Annotated in this window: 11 protein-coding genes; 1 reads left to right on the top strand and 10 read right to left on the bottom strand. The window is 68.0% G+C overall.

The window, feature by feature from the left end:
- Positions 1 to 50: 50 nt before the first annotated feature.
- The 7 genes from ACZ63D_RS13800 to ACZ63D_RS13830 all read right to left on the bottom strand — a co-directional run bounded on the left by ACZ63D_RS13800 (position 51) and on the right by ACZ63D_RS13830 (position 12,983).
- Positions 51 to 917, bottom strand: a complete 867-nt coding sequence (locus ACZ63D_RS13800; RefSeq protein WP_465354633.1) for a hypothetical protein — start codon at positions 915 to 917, stop codon at positions 51 to 53.
- The gene (locus ACZ63D_RS13805) at positions 910 to 5,430 is read right to left on the bottom strand and encodes an AAA domain-containing protein (RefSeq protein ID WP_465354634.1); all 4,521 of its coding nucleotides are present in this window, start codon (positions 5,428 to 5,430) and stop codon (positions 910 to 912) included. The genes ACZ63D_RS13800 and ACZ63D_RS13805 overlap by 8 nt, the downstream gene beginning before the upstream one ends.
- 794 nt (positions 5,431 to 6,224) lie before the next feature.
- Positions 6,225 to 7,433, bottom strand: a complete 1,209-nt coding sequence (locus ACZ63D_RS13810) for a DUF2399 domain-containing protein (protein ID WP_465354635.1) — start codon at positions 7,431 to 7,433, stop codon at positions 6,225 to 6,227.
- Between the two features lie 34 nt (positions 7,434 to 7,467).
- On the bottom strand, positions 7,468 to 10,545 hold the full coding sequence (locus ACZ63D_RS13815; protein WP_465354636.1) for a coiled-coil domain-containing protein: 3,078 nt from the start codon (positions 10,543 to 10,545) through the stop codon (positions 7,468 to 7,470).
- On the bottom strand, positions 10,542 to 11,171 hold the full coding sequence (locus tag ACZ63D_RS13820) for a hypothetical protein (RefSeq protein ID WP_465354637.1): 630 nt from the start codon (positions 11,169 to 11,171) through the stop codon (positions 10,542 to 10,544). The genes ACZ63D_RS13815 and ACZ63D_RS13820 overlap by 4 nt, the downstream gene beginning before the upstream one ends.
- A complete protein-coding gene (locus ACZ63D_RS13825) occupies positions 11,168 to 11,728 on the bottom strand; it encodes a hypothetical protein (RefSeq protein ID WP_465354638.1) in 561 nt (186 codons plus the stop codon). Before ACZ63D_RS13825 ends, ACZ63D_RS13820 begins: the two co-directional genes overlap by 4 nt.
- Entirely contained in the window at positions 11,721 to 12,983 is a 1,263-nt protein-coding gene (locus ACZ63D_RS13830) for a hypothetical protein (RefSeq protein ID WP_465354639.1), read from the bottom strand. The genes ACZ63D_RS13825 and ACZ63D_RS13830 overlap by 8 nt, the downstream gene beginning before the upstream one ends.
- A 187-nt stretch (positions 12,984 to 13,170) precedes the next feature.
- Here ACZ63D_RS13830 and ACZ63D_RS13835 point away from each other — a divergent pair, with 187 nt between their 5' ends.
- The gene (locus tag ACZ63D_RS13835) at positions 13,171 to 14,679 is read left to right on the top strand and encodes a hypothetical protein (protein WP_465354640.1); all 1,509 of its coding nucleotides are present in this window, start codon (positions 13,171 to 13,173) and stop codon (positions 14,677 to 14,679) included.
- Positions 14,680 to 15,019: 340 nt separating this feature from the next.
- On the opposite strand, the gene ACZ63D_RS13840 is transcribed toward ACZ63D_RS13835, so the two are convergent.
- The 3 genes from ACZ63D_RS13840 to ACZ63D_RS13850 all read right to left on the bottom strand — a co-directional run bounded on the left by ACZ63D_RS13840 (position 15,020) and on the right by ACZ63D_RS13850 (position 18,676).
- Complete coding sequence (locus ACZ63D_RS13840) at positions 15,020 to 15,820, bottom strand: arginase family protein (protein ID WP_465354641.1); 801 nt, start codon at positions 15,818 to 15,820, stop codon at positions 15,020 to 15,022.
- Complete coding sequence (locus ACZ63D_RS13845; RefSeq protein WP_465354642.1) at positions 15,813 to 16,523, bottom strand: GntR family transcriptional regulator; 711 nt, start codon at positions 16,521 to 16,523, stop codon at positions 15,813 to 15,815. Before ACZ63D_RS13845 ends, ACZ63D_RS13840 begins: the two co-directional genes overlap by 8 nt.
- Before the next feature lie 83 nt (positions 16,524 to 16,606).
- Entirely contained in the window at positions 16,607 to 18,676 is a 2,070-nt protein-coding gene (locus ACZ63D_RS13850; RefSeq protein ID WP_465354643.1) for a hypothetical protein, read from the bottom strand.
- Between the last annotated feature and the right edge of the window lie 17 nt (positions 18,677 to 18,693).

Consider the following 18,693-nt stretch of genomic DNA (forward strand, 5'->3'; position numbering starts at 1 on the left):
CCCTCTACGCATAAGGCGATTCCGCTCGATGCGCTCAACACGTTCCGGCGTCAGCGGAGATCGGGCGCAGACGACTGCTTCGCGATCGGCGGCTGGTCCCGCCGGGGAAGCGCGGCCAAGTCGTTGCACGCCCCGACTACCACGTTCCACGCGATGCGTGCGGCATCCGCGGTGGGGCGGTACGACTGGGTCCACTGCTTCTTCGGGTGGACCAGGTTGCGGTGATTCCGCAGAACGTCTGCGTATTCGGTCACTTCGCGGGAAATCCACTTTTCCTCTCGCGCGGTGATGATCAGCTGTTCCAGCCGGTCTGTCGGCTTGGGCCCGGTGGTGTGCATGCTGAGCGCGACGTCGTACAACACGCCCTCCAGCAAGCTGCCGAGCATGATGATCGCGGCCGTGGGAGCGCCTGTCTGCCAGCAGTGATAAGCCTCGTCAAGTCTGCTCTTGAGCTGTGCGCCGAAGTCCTCGTCGCTGACGATGTCCGCCAGGCTGGCGGTGAGCTCGGCGGGAGACTCGGCAAGAACGCGGTTGACCGTCGGATCCTGCTGCCCCAGCTTCGGGCGGCCGCGCTCGTAGCTGATCCGGTACCCCTCGACCGCAAGGATCCGGTTCAGCTCCGCCACTGTCGCTACCCTGGCCTCTTCGTCGTCAAGGTACTCGCGGGAGTCGGCGAGCCGCAGCAGCAGGCTGCGCAAAGCCGCGGGATCGTCTTTGCGTTCGAACAGCCGGTCCTGAGTCCACGCGCGACGGTAGCCATCGACTTCGCCAACATCGCTCCACCCTGCGTTCCGAAAGAATTTCTCGATCTGATAGCCCTTGCGGTAATACGGAGTCGTCTCGTCGCCGCAGATCACCCAGGCGAGGCTCTCCAGGACGTTTTCGTCGAGAGTGACCGGGAAGTCGTCGTCAGGCAAGGGAATTCTCCTCCGAGGCTTCACTGTCCGCGAGACGCACCGGGTTCCAGGATCCGGCTTCACCGGCGGAGTGTTCGCGGGGCTCGATGTTCTTGTCCGACAACGCTTTCCACAGCGGAGCCAGTTCCAGGTCAGGGTCGTAGGAGAACTCGCTTTCCCGGATCCGGATCGTGCACCAGCCCATTCGCGCCAATTCCCGGTCTCGCCGGGCGTCGTTGATCTGTCCGTCGGCGCTGGCGTGCCAGACGTGCCCGTCGCATTCCACGGCGATTCTGCCGCCTTCCCCCGCGACGACCAGGTCCAGGGTCCGCCTTCCGACGGGGTACTGCGGCACGACGTGATAGCCGCGTTTCTTGATCTCACGGAATACTTTCTGCTCGAACAACGACTCGAACGGCTCGGTGAGGGTTTTCTCGCTGACCTCGTCCAGTCCGGGGGACCGGCCGAAGACCGGCGGCGGATCCAGCAGATAGCTCATCAACGAGGCCCGAAGATCGTGCGGCCGGAGATCGGCCAGAGCCACCGAGGAGAACAGCCAAAGCTGGTCCTTGGCGCGGCTTGCCGCGACGTTGTAGGACTGCCGGTAGCTTTCGGCCGTGGCTACCTGCGGAGTGCTCGCGACTACCATGGACAGGAAGATCACGTCTCTCTCGTCGCCCTGGAAGTTGGGTGCCGTTCCTACCCTGATCTGCCGTTCCTGGCGTACTTCCACCGGAATCGACTCGCTGATCAAGTGGTCGAGCAGGTGAATGTGGCCCACGGCGTTCTGTAACACGACGATCCCGAACGTCTTCCCGGCGTAGGCCGGGTCGGCCAGGCACGCGGCCAGGGTTTCGACGATCTTTCGGGCTTCGACCGGGTTGCGTTTCCTGCTCTCCCGCCCTTCGACGGTCGCGTCGTCGACTTTTGTCACCTTCAGCGGAGCCAGGCTGTCCGAGGTGCGTTCCCGGAGTGGAATGAGCGCCGATCCACCTGTCCCGTCGTCGTAGAACTGCGTGGAGGACCAGGTGATGATCTCCGGGACACACCGGAAATGCTCGCGGAGGCGGACCAGTGCCCCCTTGCCCGCGCGCGCGGACAGGACGTCGTACAGATTCGACTTCGGGGTGATGACCCGCCGGATCTCCGGTGCGATGTCAGCAAGGTGCTCGTCGTTGCGGGCGAAGACGACATCGAGCTGGCCGAGCCCGGAAGCACCAGGCGTGCACTGTTTTTCGTCGCCGACGACGATCACCCTCGGCGCCATCCAGAGCAGGTACAGGTGCTCGATGCCGACCTGGCTGGCCTCGTCGACGATGACCACGTCGAACCGGTCGCGCTCAGGCCGGATGTTTTCCAGGAGATGCGGCAGCGGGACGACCCAGGCCGGCACCGCGTCCTGGGCCTTGTCCATCGCGGCGCGCGCGGCACGGCGGAATTCGTTGGTCTTCCGCCCGGTGCCGGCTCCGATCTTGCTCATGTGCGACCGGTAAGTGTTGAGTGCCCGCTGCTGATCTTCGGTCAGCCGCCGGAGGCATTCGCGCGTCGCTTCTGTTGCGCCGAGCCAGGTGGTCACCTGCTTCAGCCGGTCTTCGGTGGTCTCGAACTCCTCCGACAGCCGCCGTTCTTCCTCAGCATTGCGGTGTGCCGTGGCGAAGCGGTCGGCCAGTGACCACGCCCATGCCGCGGCGACGTCCCGGTTCGTCCACTCCGGGCTGTCCGGTTCCTGCTCGATCAGCCGGAGCAATTCCGGGTGAACCCCGGCGAGGGTGCGTTGCAGGCTCCGGCAGCGGTTCTCGTCGAGTTGCTCGGCGGCAGCCTTGGCGAGGTCGGCGAGGCCTCCTGCGTAGACCTCCGGTTCACGGTCCGCCACAGCGGCGATAACCCGCCCGAATTCGGGACAGGTCGACTGGTCGGACGCGACCGCGCTGAGCCGGGCATGCATCGCGTCGATAGCGCGCTGGGCAGCGGCGAACTCGTGTCGCCGCCGCGCTGCCGGGACAGCCTGGAACACTTGGAACAGCGATTCTGGGGTGGAGGTGTCCAGCGTGGCTTTACCCTCGGACAGCAGCTCGGCCACCGTGCGCCGGACCTCGGCGAGCTGTTGGGCGGCTTCGAGTGTTTTCCCGTGGTCAGCGAGCTCCGAAAGCACCGTGATCGCGGAACTCGCGTGAACTGGGACGCCGAGTTCGGTCCAGTGCCGAGCCAGTTGCATCGCGGCGACTTCCGCTTCGATGCGGTTCAGCGCCGCCAGCAGCTGGGCCTCGGTCTGCGGAGGTTTGCCGTCCACCAGAACCGCGTTCAGCAGCGATTCCGCCTCTTTCTGCGCCCTCGCGGGCATTCGCTTGCGCAGTTTGCCGCCGCCGCGGTAGTACGCGAGCAGCGGCTGGCCGACGTTGAGCCAGCTTCGCGCAATGCCGAGAGACGACGGGGTGATGGACTGCCGGAAGTCGATGACGAACTCGACTCCTTGGCTCTGCAACGCTGTCAGGAGACGCTCCGGCTCGGCGCGAACGGCCCAAAGCTGACTCCAGACCCCCGCGTTTCTGCCGCTGAACATGTCTCGGACGGCTCGCCACACCCATGGCCGCTCGGATGCGTCCGGACTGGCGTTGAGGCCGGCGTGCTGGAAGACGGCCCAAGCCTGCTGCCACAACTGCTCCAGCCGGTCGAGCCGTTCCGACTCGAACGTGGCAAGCTCTCGTGAGATCGCGGTTTCCGCTTCGCTGCTGAGTTCGGCGGCGGTGCGCTCCCGGTGCACCAGTTCGGCGAGCTCACCCGGCGAAGGCAGTTGGTCGAGGCTCGGTATGAATTGCCCGGCGCGAAGGGCGCGCTCGGGGGAGCGCGTGGCTAGCAGCTGACGCAATTCTTCGAGGTCGGCTGAGCCCAGCGGAGGGACGTCGCGCACGTTGTCGCCGCCGGGTACAGCAGGCATCCAGTCGTGCAGCCTGGAATCGTCGCGGACCTCTTGGACTATCTCCGCCAGGGTCCCGCGGTAGCGGTCTGTGCGGTAACCGGGCGCGACCGGCGGATGCTTGACGAGCTCGACAGCCCTCAGCTCGCGAATGCGTTCATTGAGCGCGGCGCTCTTGCCTTGCAGGACTTCACGTTCCTCAGCGTGCGCACGGGCGCGGGAGGCCAGATCGCGCTCGTCGGTCAGCGCGAAGTTCGAGGACAGGGCGTCGAGGCCGCGTTGCAGTTCGGCCGACGCGTCCCGGCTGCCGCCGGTGAGCAAGACGCAGAGCTTCCGAAGATCCGGCGGAATCTTCTCCCGGAGCACGCGCAGGGCCTGGTCCTTCTGGCTGGTCACCAGCACTCGTTGGCCTCGTGCCAGCAAGGCTGAGATCAGGTTGGCGATCGTGTGTGTCTTCCCGGTTCCCGGCGGCCCCTGCACGACGACGCCGGTCTCAGTCCGCAGCAAGTCGATGACCCGTGTCTGCTCCGCGTTGGCGGGAAGGGGAAACAGGGGATTTTCGCCGAGGACGTCGCCGCGAGTGGCACCGCGAGCCTCCAGCCAGCCTTCGCGCTCGGCTCGGTCGGTGTCGACCACGAGCTGGGCCAGTGCCACCGGGACGTCGGCATCGTCGTCCCGCAGCGACGCGGCGATTCGTCGGTAGGCCTCCGGCAGCTGTGCTTTGGTACGCCGGCGCAGCAGCAGCGCAGGAGCCGGGCTGAAGACCAGATCGGCCGTGGGAAGCGCGGACAGCGGCGGACGAACCGTGCGCTCTTCCCAAGTCGCGTCGATCGCCAGGGCCAGCCACTCGCGCAGCGCCGCCGTCGTTTCGTCGCCAACCGAGGGGTTGTCGCTCTCCGCCAGCGCGGCTTTGGGGGCTTGCGCCCGGTCCGGCCTGTATTCGGCCAGCCCCTCGAACAACTCGCGATCCTCCAGGCGGCGCAGTCCGCCGAGCCGGGTGACGGTGATCGTCCCGTTCCGGTCCAAGGCGGGGGCCACCTGTTCGGTCAGCAGATGCCGGCGGATCTGCCTGCCGTCCGGGCCGAGCCAGGTGACCAGCCCGGCGGCCAGCACGAACTCGAACTCGTCGTCTTGCTGTTCGACCTGCTTCGCCGCCTTTTCGAGCCGGTCGTAGAACTCCCGCAGCCGACGCCGCCGCGGCTCCTGCCCGGCCCACGCCCTCCATTGCCGCAGCCATCGCTCGAACCCGGGCCGCAGCCGGGCGAGGTCCACGGCCGCCTTCTCTTCCAGTTGTGCGGACGGGGGCTGGATGGTCGGTTCCGGGCCTTCGGCCGATCGAACGCTGGAAGGGTCGACCCAGTCCGTCAACTCCTCCGGCACGGCGGGAGGTGCCTCCATCCGGACCGGCGCGAGATCCAGGAGAACCTGGTCTGCGTCGGCGCGGAAGACGACGCCTTCCGGAAACTCGTCCAGCCACAGCAGGGGATCCGGCGCACGGGCGGTGTCGGCTGTGATGTCGCGGACCGGGTCGCGGTTGGCCGCGTCCGTGAGGTCCGCGAGATAGTCGATCAAACTGGTCGTCTTGCGCAGCACATCGGCCGCGCGGTCGTCCACCGGCACCTTTTGTCCTCCCTCGGCCAGGCAACGGATCAGAATGCAGGCCGACAGCAAAACTGGCAACGGCTCGTTGTCGGGTTCACTCGAATGCCGTTGTCGCTTGTTTCGCGAGGAATGCAAGACGTGCCTGCGAACCCGCGTCCTGGGGAGGTGTCGGCCGCCGCCGTTGCCGAGCGGTGTGCGTGAATATTCCACCGTGACGTGGCGCTGATCGGCATTCCGTTGCAGAACTGGTCGCTCGCATCCGCTGCGGTACGGGACAGCGTTGTCAGGCTCTGACCAGCCTCTTTCCCGCGCCAGTCTAGGTTAAACGACAGTGCGCCCGGCTGTGAAGCCTATTTATTGCCAGAGTAGGGACAAAAACATGACAGCGGTTCGCCGGAACGAGTGGTTGGTGCTTGCAATAGTGGTTCGACTGGTGGAAATCTGTTGCTGGAACGATCCGTGGTCCGTATCTTGATGCCTGCCGAGTCGTAGTTTTCCTTTGGCGTTTTCAGTGGCGATGAATCCGGCTGTCAAACCAGTGGGGCCAGTGCCAACACGAGCGGCGGGAATCACGACGCCGACCAGGGTGCCGGGCGCGAGTGCCACTCGTCGGCCAGCTGCCGATGACCACAATTACCGGACTCGGCGCAGCGATCCGGTCGACAACAGCGCCAGGGCGGAACGGTGGCGAAACCTGAGCGGTACTCCTTCGCCAGTCCGCGAGGGGGGAGAGAACGTCGTCCTGTCCGCGCCGTCGAGCCCGGGCAGCCCGGCGACGCGACAAGTCTGTAGGCGTGTCGTGCCCGCGGCGTTCACGGCCCGAGGGCCTCGGTGAGCGCCATCCGGATGGTCGCTTCCTGTTCGACCGGGTAGCCGCGGCTGAGACAAGCTCGGGCGAATCGCGCGATCTGACCGGTCCCTTCGGCCATCGCGGCGAGTCCGGATACGCTCGTCTCGCCGAACGGCGACCGGGCCGGGTGGGGATGCACGCCGGCGTCTGCGACGAGCACGTTCGGATGGCCGGCCAAAGCCGCGTCGATCCGGCTCGCGATACGGACGCCACCGAGGTCGGCATCGGTCGCGATGATCACTCGTTCGACGCTCGAGGCCAGACGGGCCACCAAGCCGACGACTGCGTCGGCGGGCTGTCCCGCGCACCACGTCACTGCGATCTCCGGGAAGCGGTCGCACACCGCTTCGGCTGCCTGCAGGTTCTCGACCACCGCCATTGTCGCGGTACCAGGGCGGATGGCGGGGGCGAGTACTGGCAGACCGCTTGCGCGGAACTGGACCGGTCCGGCCAGCCCTGCGAGGAGGAGCTCGTGGCGGTTCAGGTCACGGACGGTCATGGGGCCGCCCAGGCCCACGTACGGACTGCGGAGCAGCCCGAGGGCAGTGAGCGTCGTTTCCGTTGCACCACAGTCAGCAAGGATCTTCGCAGCGTTCTCGCGGTCCTTGGTTCCGTCGAAATAGGCCTGGCTGAAGGCTCGAGGCCCGTCGTGGACGACTCCGCCGACGAGGTCTTCGGCGGCATGGGCGAGGACACTCAAACGTGCGTTCGTCGCCGGAGCGGTTCTTAGCGCCTCAGCCAAGCCTGGATCGATCGCCTCGACGAGTTCGGCCGCGGTCTCGGCACGGCTCCGCCAGCTTCCGGCCTCGTTTCGCTGGAATTCCTCACGACTCCGCCGCTGTGCTTCCCAGCCGGCGGTGAGATCCCAGCGCCGCAGTTGGCCGAGGCGGAGGTCTTCGCCGATCGTGCAGACGAGATCGACGACTCCGGCCGCGGTCAGCCTCAACGCCACCTCCCACGCCGCCGAGCCAAAACGCCGCTCGAGAGATCTCCAGTACCTCCGGGAGCGGTCGAGCACCCACTTCTGGTCGTTGGCGCCGATGCCGTCTATGCGCGTTCCTGGCACGACACCACCGTCGCTCGCGGTCAGCCGGACATGGGTGGTCTTCGGACGGCCACGCCGATCGCGGGGGACGCTGCCGTCCTCGCGGGCGACGGCGGTGGCGACCACCCCGTCCGGCAACCCGCCGATCGGGATGCGCTGCTCAGACAAGGGACCGGCCCGCGGTGAGCCAGTCGCGCACCAGTTCCACGCGTTCGCCGTTCGCGTCATAGCCCCAGACCCGGGTCGGCTGGTTGTAGGCCTCGGTGTGCGACTGGTGACAGAACCAGAGGATTTCCCCGCATACGCCGGCCGCGTCGCCGATCACGGAGTCCTGGCACGTGCCGAGAATCGTCACCTGCTGCTGCGCGGCCACTTCGTTGAGGTCCCGCAGAACGTCCTTGCGGTTGACGTCGCCGAGACTGTTGCCGAGCTCGTCCAGCACCAGGACCCGGCCGCTGGCCCCGTCCGCGGCGAGGAGCGCTGCAAGCACGAGCTGGATGGCGAAAACCTTGACCTGCGCCCCGTTGGCGACTTCGCGGTAGGAGACCATTCCCCCCGACGGCGACCGCCGCCAGCGGGGCGAAACTTCCCACGCCCACGGAGAGGTGGCTGCCGGCGGTCTGGTCTGGGTGATGCGCAGTTCGGCGCCGAAGCCTCCGCGAGCCCGGTTGAGCCGGTCGAGGGCCTTGCTGATTCTGTCCAAGGACGCTTCGATCCGGCTGCCGATCGCGTCCTGGAGCCGGCCCATCTCTTCGTCCAGCAGCGTGGTTTCCGCCGTCATTTCCTCGATCTGCGCAGCGCGTTCGCGCTGTGACCGGACGATGCGGTCTTCGAGGATGCGGTCTGAGTCCCTGCGGGAGTCGAGCAAGTCGCGCAGGGGCTGGGCGATGCTCGTGAAGTCGGAGTCGCGTGCGGCGACCCCCGGCTCGCCGTCGGCGAAGCGCTGCCGCCGTTCCTTGGCCTCTGCGAGCTCGGCCGGGATTCGCGGCGACGCGGCAAGGTATGCGTCGAGAGCTTCTTTGAGCTTCTCCGCCGCACGGTGCCGCAATGACCGAGGCCGCAGTGCACGGACCCGGTCAGGCTGGGCGTCCAGCAGTTCCGTGGCGGCCTCCGGTGTGTCCGCCCATCCTGCGAGCCAGTAGGAGACGTTGAGGTTCTCCCGCTCAGTCTGGCGTTGTCCGATCTTGTCCCGGACTTGTTTCAGTGTGCCGTCGAGTTGACGCACGGCTGCTGCTGCGGCTTCGACCTGCAAGCGGTGGCTTTCTACGGCAGTAGCGGCCGCAAGCCAGGCTTCCTCTGCGGCTTGAAGGTCTGTCCGGAGGGTCTTCAGAGATTCGTCGAGGGCGGCGACGGCGGTTTGCAGTCTGCGTTCTTCTTCGGCGATACCGGCCAGCTCGACGGAGGCCTCAGCGGCGGCGAGCTTTTCGCACGCAGCTTCGAGAGCCAGGCCTGCTGTCCTTTCGGTGTTTCGAGCGCCATCCAGCTGGATCGATGCGCGCTGCGTCTCGCGTTCCGCAGCAGCGATCCTGGCTGCACGTCCGGCGATTTCCTCGGCAAACCCTCCGATGACGGCTTCGCCGAGGGCGGAGTCGACAGCTCGATCGGGCGCGGGAACGAATTCTGTCCGAGTGGCCAAAGCGTTCAGGAAACCAGCCACCGGGACATCCGCGGTGACCCCGTCGGGAAGCTGGGCCGGGAGCTCCGTGAGCGCAGCGTCGGCGACGACGACACTGACCCCGGGGAATGCCTCGATCAGCCTCAGTGCGGCTGTTTCGTCATCGGGACCGACGACTACGGCGTGTCGGTGCGGCCACAGGCGCGGTTCCCACGAGGGACGCGCGTCCGGTGCCAGTGTGATCTCGTCCAGCAGCAATGCCGCCGGGACGTCCCGCGAGCGCAACCGGGCGAGCGCGGCGCCGGCAGGACCGCCATCGCCGGACTGAGCAGCCCGTAGCTCGTCCTCGGCTTTGCCGAGCCGCTGGTCCGCCTCACGACGGTCGACTCGTGCCTGGGCAAGCACTTCCTCCGCCTCGGCAACGAGATCTTTCGCGGCGTCGACGGTCGTTCCCGTCCATGCGTCCAGGCGCGGCAGGAGGTCGGCACGCCGGTCCGCCAGCTCGCGAAGCCGTCGTGCTTCGTCCCCGCGCTTGTCGCGGCAAGCATCGAACCGTCCCTGTGCCTGCTCGCGCAGAGACGCTGCCTCCTTCAACCGCTGATCGAGGTTCTGCTGACCGCGGAGCGCGTCCAAAGCTTCTTGCCCGGCTTCCCGCTGCCCGGTCAGCTCGTCGATCTGCTCCTCGAGTTCCTCGACCATCTCAGCCAGTTCGACCTCTTTGCTGCTCACTTCGAGGAAGCCCCTGGCGAAGTGCAGCCGCCACATGTGTTCGCCCTCAGCCAGGCATCGCCTCGACTGTTCTCGGTCTTGAACGGCCTCAAGGTCGGCCTGTTCGTCCACCCGGGCGCGTGCATCCGCCTCCTCGCGTTCAGCGAGCAGGGCCTTCTGCTCGGCCAGCTTGCGACGCTGGTCGGCCTCCGTCTCCAGCAGGCGTTGCCGGCCGGTGAGTTCGATGAGGGCTTCACCGATCCTGGCGGGAGTCATTTCCGTCATTTGCTGGGACAGCAGCGACGGAGCAGAGGGCCGCATGGGAGTGTCGAGGTAAGCCATGCAGCGCGGGGCGTCGCCGTAGAGGTCCGTGGCGAACCGCTTGGGGCCCAGTTCATGCGCCCGGGGCAGGGTTTCCCAGAGACCGTCGGCCAGCGCGTCTCGCTCGAGGTCGCTGTCCGCGATCGCGACGTGCAACCCGTGCGCCCAGCGGATCTTCAGATATGGCGTCGTCGCGGAGATCCGGACCCACACGGTCAAGGCTGTTTCCCCGGGAGCGGACGGATCGGCGAAGACGCCCACGACGTAACCGCGGTCGGCCTGGGCGTACCGGTGGGTCGGGTCCAGGCCCGCGGACTCGGGTTTGAAAAGCAAGTTGGCCGCGTACTGCGAGCCGTTGGCCTCCAGCCTCCATTGGGCTTCGCCGAGGAGGAGCGACACCGCCGCGAGGAACGACGTCTTGCCCGAACCGTTGGAGTCGCCTTTGGGGCCTTGACCGGACACCGCGACGAAGGCACCGGGCACCAGCGGCACCGCGTGGGTGGTCAATCGGGCGATGTCGAAGGTCTGCACGGCGACCAGGTGCCGGTTGCCGACGATGCCCGTCGCGGCCGAGGGCTGTCGGGACTCGGTCATGGCTTCCCCTTCTTCGGGTGTTCCTCGCGGGCAAGGCGTCGTCGGCGGATGACGTCGCCCATCACTCCATCGGGCTGCGCGAGGAGAATGAGGTTTTCCCATAGCTGCGCCGAGACCTGTGGGGTGAGCCGAGCGAACTGTGGTCCCGGCAGAATGCTTCGGCGGGCGCCGTAGCGAAGGATGCCGGCGTTGCGCAACCGCTGGACCGCGCCGCGCACCTTCGACTCGGGGACTTGAGAGAGCACCAGGTCCTGCTTCCTGACTGGTTCGGCGTCGAGCCAGGAGTCGCTTCGCAGCCGCCCGGCTGCGCGCGGGATGGCGACGCAATGCAACAGGATCAGCGCTAGTACGGCGCGGTCGTCGGGAGGCAGGACTCCAGTGCCTTCGGCGGCGAGGCGCTGGCCGATGTCGTCCTCATACCCGGACAGAAACCCGTCCCCGACTTTCAACAGGACCCGTCCCTGGGCACGCAGACACCGTTCCAGAGTCGCGCGCAGCGACGGGTCGAGCAGTCCGCGGAACCCCTCGGACGCCACCGGCTGATCCGCGGTCTCCACTGCCGCGAGCGCAGCAAGGACAGCGACCTGTCTGCTTGCGGGCAGGTCGCTCAATGCCATTGCCGTCATTCGAGCTCCTTCTCCCGGGGAAGGCGGTCGTAAACCGATCGCAATGCCATCACTTGCTCCTCCGGCCAGAGCGCCACAGCCGGGCCTAGACGGACCTCCGGCCCGTTGACGGCGACCAGCCGCGCATTGTCGAGCCTGCGGAGCGCGCCCTTGCTGTGGTGGCGGCCGGATGCGCTGCCCTCGGCCGCCGCCACGGTGATGGGTCCTAGTGCGGAGACGGCGGAGAGAACAGTGTCTTCGTCGGTCGCGACGCCGGGAAACGGATGCTCCGACCGGTCGGTCCAGCACGTTCCGAGCACCGCGGCGAAGGTCAGCAGGACGACTTGGGATGTTCTGGTCCGCTCGACACCGGTGTCGCCGCCCGCGATCGGTTCGGCGCCGTCCAGCCATCCGAGCAGCACCACCGGGAGCTGGCCGGGCACCGCGACCTCGACCAGCCGCCGTCCGGCGTCGGCGGCCTGCCGGTGCCAGGCGGCAGGCACCTGAGCGGAGCGTGGAACCGGCACTTGCCCCGCCGCGCGCATTCTGGCCAGAGCCAGCGCCTCCGGCTCAGCCACGGCCTGCCTCCTCGGTCGGTTCGGGAATCGGCAGCGGAGATCCGGTGACGCGGTAGGCGATGACCGGCGTCAGGTGTGTCACCGGGCCGTCGGGCTCGACGAGGAGCTCGTCGCTCATCCGGACCCGGTACGGGAGAGCCGGATCGGCGTGGACGGCGAGCAGTTCGACCAGAACGGCCGCGAGACCCGGCCAGCCCGCTGCTCGAAGCCCGCTGGTCAAATCGGCCTCGGTGCCGCCCTGAAGATGCAGCTCGGCGGCTCTTGCCCGGCGCGCCCGGGCAGCAGCCGCCCGTTCTTCGACCCGCGCCATCGGGTCCGGGCCGGGCGGCGGGTCGGCTGGGCGGGCAGGACGACGGCGAACCGTGGCGCGAGGCTGGAAGCCGGCTACGCCCTCCGCGATCACGCCCGGGTCCAGCCAGGGCTGCGGCGGGTCGAACACCGTGCACGCGAACACCTCAGCCAGTTCGTCGGGGGAAGCGCCCCGGGCCGCTTCCAGGTATTCCTCCGGATCCAGCAGGGAGAAGTCACGCGCCGCGGCGCCTTCGTCGAGCAACCGGCCGACGAACTGCTCGCGGGCGCCGACATAGCGCTGGGTCTCCACGACGAGGCGGTAAGCCTCCGGGTCCAGTTCCGGGAAGGCATCTCTTACCTGTTCGTTCAGCTCGAAGACGTCGTCCATCAACGAAGCGTGCCGATGGTGCTTGCGTTCGGCCACGAGTTCGGAAAGGGGGCTGGCAGCGACCATCCGGAGCAGCTCGTCCGCCGAGATCGTCATCATTCTGCGAGCCTGGAGCAGGCAGGTGCGGATCTCCTCCGCACCGGCCCGCCCGGACGCGAGCGCGGATCGAGTCCTGTCCAGGAGGGTGACCAGTTCGTCGACCCCGCCGCGTTCGCTCAGCCGCTCGAACACCAGCAGGCCCGCCGCGCTGGTCGGGTTGAACACGTAACGCTGCTGGTGCGCTTTCTCGAAATGAGGACGCAGCATTCCGAGCTTGCAGAACAGCTCGAACCGGCTCTGGAAAGCGCTTTCGGGGCACACGTCAGCGCAAGCGTCCGCCAGCTGGGAGCGCGTCAGCCCGCCGATCGCGTCCTGGTCGCCGAATGCCTCGTACACTGCTCGTGCTACGTCGAGAAGCCCTGGGTCGTCGATTATCGCGCCGGCGTTCGCCGCGATCGGCGCGACCAGCGCTGAAACGCGGTGCAGGAAAGCTTCCCGCTCCGCGTCGTCGTCCGGGTCGAACAACGGGGCTTTCACGCTCTCCCCAGTCGGAAATGGAGTCCGCCGTGTTACTGGCGGCGCGGGAAAGCATGAATCGGAGTGTTCGCTCGGCACCGCCCCCGAATCGTCGGGGGAGTGAGGCATGCTGTGCATCTCAGGCTTAGGGAGGAAAGCGTGAAGGGTGATCTGCGAGCGGCGATGCGGTCTGGGCCGAGGTGGGCTCGTGCATGACGCCGTATGGGGAACGCTGGCCGGGCTTTCGTCGCTGTCCGGCGCACAGCTGAGCGGTCTCATCACCGCGCTCGCGACCGTCCGGCCCCAGTTGCTGCGCCAAATCGCGCTCCGGGAGGACCTCACCGAGGAGCACCGGATCCGGCTTGTCGAAGCCGCGCCGGACTATCTGGTCGTCGATCTGCTGGAATTGCTGCCCGCCGAGCCAGAGCTGATCGAGACAGCGGCTCGCGCACACCGAATGCTCCCGGCCCTGATCGGGTTGTGCGGCAGGCGCGGCTGGCACGCGAAAGCAGTCGAGCTGGCAGGCGGCGCGGAGGCGGCGGAAGCCAGCCAGGTCGCCGATCACTGGAAGCACGTGGTCGGCGAGGAGCTGCCGGAACCACTCCTCGTCGCACTCGTGAACTCGGCGCTGACCAGAAGAGGTGAACCTCCGGCATTCGAAGGCTTGAACCGGTGGCAGCGCAACCGCTTGCTCGAACAGCTCAGGGCTGACCACGAACAACGCGAGCAGGCGGCATGGTCGCTGATCGAGGACCGGCCGGCCGTGTGGCTGGTGCTGATCGCCGGGCCGCACGGAGACACAGTCCGCTCGATTCTGCTGGGCCGGGCTGCCACCCTCTCCGACGAACTGCTCATGGACTGTTTGCCACTCCTGACCCGTCGTCTGCCGGGCGATTCCAAATACGTCGAGGGCATCCGGCTGCAGGTGGCTGGGGACCATGTCCGTCGCTGGCCCAGGCTCAAGCAGATCGCTGCCGCACCGCTTGCCGAACTCGTCCGGGAGGTCCTGGCGAACGAGTGGGTTCCGGTGCGGGAGTTCTTCGGTCCGGACTGGAACGACATCGCCGCGCTGGCCGAACTCACTGAAGACAGCGAACTTCTCGGCTCTGTCGTCGACGCGGTGCGCGAGAGTTGCGCGAACGGTGACCGCAACCGAGCACTTTCGCCGGAAGGCGCCGATGCGCGAGCGAATGCGGTCGAGCTGCTCGTCGCGAATCCCGGCACCCCTCGCGAACCGCTTATCGAACTTGTTCCGCTGCTCGACGAGCCGTCGCTCCATGCCGTCGTTCGCCGCAGCGACGGGGAGTTGAACTCCGCGACTAGGTCTCGGTTGGCACAGCTCAACCAGCGGTCCGCAAAGAAGCCGCCCCTGATCCGGATACCGAGCGATGCCGAACTAGAAAAGGAGAGCGACCCTGCCGCAGTGCTGGCCGGGCATCTGCGAAATCTCCGCGGTCGCGCGGCGCAGCGAGACGTTACGGTCGCCGGGCTTCTCCAGTCCCGGTATACGACTTCTGAGCTGCTGCGCGCACTGCCTGCCCGGCAGGTGCTCGACAGTCCTGGCCAGGTGAGGCACGTTGCAGAGATGGTCGCCGATGTCTGCGGCGCAGCGGAGAAAAACTGGTCTTCGGTGGCGACGACGGACTACGAGAACATCCCCCGCGCACTGACCTTCGGCAAGTGGCTGGATCAGCTCAAGGAGTCCGACGGCCGGTGACGATGGACGCCCAGTCTCCGTGGGAATCCGGCAAAGGCCAGGTCGATGCGTTCGCCAAGCGAGCTGACAACAGCCAGATCCCCGCATCGTCGTCCGGCCCTGCTGTGCGGATTCGGCGGCGGGATGCCTGTCGGAGCAGTCCTGCTGAACTGGACTGCAGTCCCCTCAGGAGGTGAGGGAACTGCGATCGCAGCACCATGGGGACACCAGCTGGAGCGCTCGTGTGAGAGCTAGGGCGCCGTCAGCGGGGCCAAGAAGGCGATCCCGCTGCGCTGCCCGGCATGGGGAATGCCGGGCACCTGCCTACTGGTCCTGACGCCCGCTCGACCGGACTGAGCGGTCAGCCATCGGCGGGTTCATCCCAGGTGAGCTCAGCGCCAAGCGCCGCCGCGAGACGGCCGACGAGCTGACGGCTGGCGTGGTCGTCGGCATGCTCCGGCAGCCAAGCGCAAGCGAAGTAAGCACCGGCCAAGTCCACAATGTCGCGGACAGCAGCGAGGCATTCCTCAATGCGCGCGAGCGACGGACCGGGTCCCGAAGGGAAGCGCGCGCCGGGAAGTTCGGTGCCGTCGATGACGTCGATGTCGAGGTGCAGGTACACGGGAACCGGGCCGAGGTCGGCGAGGGCGGCGGAGATCGCGGCGGGATCGGCGGGTACGCGGCGGACCTGGCTGGCGGTGAGCGCGTCGCGTTCGGCGGGGTCGAGGTCGCGGGCGTCGGCGAGCACGACGCTGGTGTCGGGGACGGGGCGCAGGCCGAGTGCGTCGTCGAACAGGTCCGGGGTGCGACCGGTCACCATCGCCAGTGCCATGCCGCCGAGGTAGCCGCTGGTGGAGATGGCGGGGGTGTTGAAGTCGCCGTGCGCGTCGAGCCACAGCACGGCCAGGTCGCGATGGCGTTGCTGCAGCGCGGCTAGGGCCCCTCGACTGGTGGGGCAGTCGCCGGAGAGCACCAAGGGCCGGACGGTTTGCGTGACTGCGTCGGCGGTCGCGCGGTGGAGCAGGTTCATCCGGGCGGGGACGGGTCCGGCGGGCAGGTCCGGCGGGATGACCCGCGTCGCGGTGGCGGGGACGGGGAAGCGGGGGATGGGCTGGTCTAGGTGCCAGGGCGTGACGATCAGGTCCCAGGTGCGGTCAGCCACGAGGTTTCTCTCTTTCGTCGCGATCGGCGAGCAAATCGAGCAGTCGCCCCAATTCGGCGGCACCGGCTTTCAGGTGCGCAGTGAGTTCGGCCCTGGCTTGGCGCGGGCTGCCGTGCAGGGCGTCGAGCAGGCGGCGGTGATCGTCCGCGGTGCGGCCGAGTTCGCGGCGCGAGCGTTCGGCCAGTGCGAGGGCGAGGCGTTGTTCTTGCTGGAGTTGTGCGTGGAAGCGGCACAGCCGGGGGCTTCCGGTGGCCGTGACCAAAGTGGCGTGGAAGAGCCGGTCCCCGTCGAGCGCGGCGGTGGTGTCACCGAGCTCGAAGGCTTGCTCGATCTGGTCGACCAGCTCGGCCAGTTTCCGGTAGATCGCCGGATCCCGGTGCTTGGTGAGGGCGTCCGCCGCGGTCAGCTCCACGGAGGTGCGGGCGGCGTAGATATCCGCGACGTCCGGCCCGGTGACGTCGGCGACGACGATGCCGCGGTTCATCTGATACCGGACCAGCCCCTCGCTTTCCAGGGTCCGCGCGGCCTCGCGCAGCGTGCTGCGGGAGACCCCGAGTTCAGCGGCGAGCGCGGCCTCGCGCAAGGGGGTGCCCGGTGGCAGCCTGCCGGACAGGATCGCCTGCCGCATGGCTTCCGCGGCCTGCCCGGCGGTGCTCTGCCGCCGGATGCCCGCGCCCAGGCCGTCGATCGGGTTCGAGGTCATCAGCGCTCCTGGGGCCGGGGTGCGGCCCAGGTTGCCAGATTGTCCGACAATCTGGCAAGGCAGGGTTTGCCGTTCAGCGAGGCTCAGGCGTCGATCACCGCGAGCACGGTGCGGCAATCGCGCTGGAAGGCTTCGTCCCCGGCGATATCGAGGTCGTTGCCTAGGCCGTCATCGGACTCGCCGACGTGTTCGATGAGATAGCGTCTTGGCGACGCGAGCGCCTCCCGCAGCAATGGCGCGGCAGGGGCCGCCGCCGACCCGAGTTCGGCGAGGTCACGTGCGATGTCAGGCCACCGGTGCCGGCTGCGCGACCACACCGACCGCAGGACGGCGACTGCGGGCTCGGGGTCGCCGGTGATCCGCCACAACGCGGTGGCGGCGTCTTGGTGCAGCCACCCGTATTCGTCGTCACGATCGAGCAGGGCACGCAGTGCTGGAATCGCGGCAACGGCGGCCGGGCCCAGGTCTCGCACACCTGCCGCGGCCGCGCTGGCCGTGAACACGCTGTCCCCGCTCAGCGCTCGAAGAAACACCGACAGTGCGGCGGCGGTATCCCCGTCCAACCGCCAAAGTGTCGTCGCGGCGGCGACCGCAGTGCTGATGTCGGGGCTTTCGAGCAGTGGCCGCAGCAAGGGCACAGCCTCGGCACCGGCGCCGATCTTGACCAGGATCGAGGCGGCCAGCTCCGGTTTGGACTCCAGCGCGGCCAGGACCTCCGGGGTCGCTTCGGCCGAGGCAGGCACGATCTCGGCCAAGGCGTAGCACAACGAGTCTCGCACTCGCTCGTGGTTTTTTCCGTTGCCCGTAACGAGATCTCGCAGGCGGTGCCGGATCAGAGGCACCAGCTCCGCCGCCATCGGACCCAGGCCGGCGACGTGCGAACGGAGGGAGTCCGGTAACGGTTCCTGTTCGAGAAGCCATCGCAGCACCGGTACTGCCCGGCTGTCGCCGATGCGGCACAGCGCGTGGATCGCCGGGCTGATTTCGCCGCCGGTGTAGGGATTCGGTGTTATCCACGCCAAAGAGGATTCGCCCGTGCGAGGCGCCGATTCGATACTGACCGCGAGCGCGTCCGCCGCCGGAGCGGCGAATTCCCCGATGATCGCCAACTTGCTGGCGGCCTGCTTCCGCAGCCGGGTGTCGCTCAAGTGGTCGCCGATCAAGGAAACCAGTTCGCTGTGGTCGCCTCGCCAGCCGAACATGAGTGTCTGCGCGGCCTCGAGAGCGTGGTAGCGCTGCGTCCAGCCGCGGGCGCGCAACTGCGCCGCCAGGAATGTCCGGCGCTCCGCGACCCGATCACCGAATGCCCAGCTGACGTCCCCGATGAGGCGCTCAAGATGCGGCGCCGGCACGCTGTGCCCGGAGAGCAGCCGACGCTGGTGGAGCATGCCGCGCAAGGTTCCGGTGCTGATCGGATCCGGCCGCGACGGTGGCGGCTCCTCGGCGTAAGCGTTCTCCATCGCCACCGTGAGAGCGGCGACGACACCGTCCGGAACCTGCACGGGTCCGCTGCGGACGCTTTCGGCCAGCGCAGCGACCCGAACCCGGACGGACTGCGCTTCGACGGCCAGCACCTCCAACGCGGCTCTGATTTCCTCGGCCGCCACGCCCGGCGCTTTGCCCGCACGGGCGTGCTTGGCCACCGCGCCCGCCGCTTCGACCAGCGCAACCTGCACCTCGGCGTCGGACTCGATCGGCAACCGGGCCAGCACCGCCGAAGCCACGCGGGCCAGATCGTCGCGGCAGCCGGGCAGGACCGCGGCGACCACCCGGCGCACCTCGCGATCAGCGTCCGAGAGCAAGCCCAGCAGGACCGGGCCCGCCGACGCCAGCGTCCGTGCCGCGTCCGCGGCATGGCCGGGACGCGTTCCCTCCTGGCCCACGCCGCCGATGCTGGCCATCAGCCCCAAGATCTCGGCGCGGCCGGGCAACCCTGGCGCCGCCGCCGCTTCCAGCAGGAACGGCATCGCCGCGACCGTGCTGTCGTACACGTCGGACTGGTGATGGACCGCGCCCTCCATACCGTCCAGGGCTCGCTCCCGCACCGCCGGATCCGGCGAGACTAATCCCCGCAGCAAATCCGGGACATCGGTCGCCGCCCCGTACGCGTGCGTCATCCGCGCCCAGTCGACCTTGTCGAGACCGGAGAACACCGGCTACCCCCATTCGG

The organism is Amycolatopsis sp. NPDC104775 (genome assembly GCF_055583325.1).

What these genes read in the sequence shown, in the direction of transcription:
- ACZ63D_RS13845 (WP_465354642.1), bottom strand. Translation starts at nt 16,523, where the DNA reads ATGACCTCGAACCCGATCGACGGCCTGGGCGCGGGCATCCGGCGGCAG.
- ACZ63D_RS13820 (WP_465354637.1), bottom strand. Translation starts at nt 11,171, where the DNA reads ATGACGGCAATGGCATTGAGCGACCTGCCCGCAAGCAGACAGGTCGCT.
- ACZ63D_RS13815 (WP_465354636.1), bottom strand. Translation starts at nt 10,545, where the DNA reads ATGACCGAGTCCCGACAGCCCTCGGCCGCGACGGGCATCGTCGGCAAC.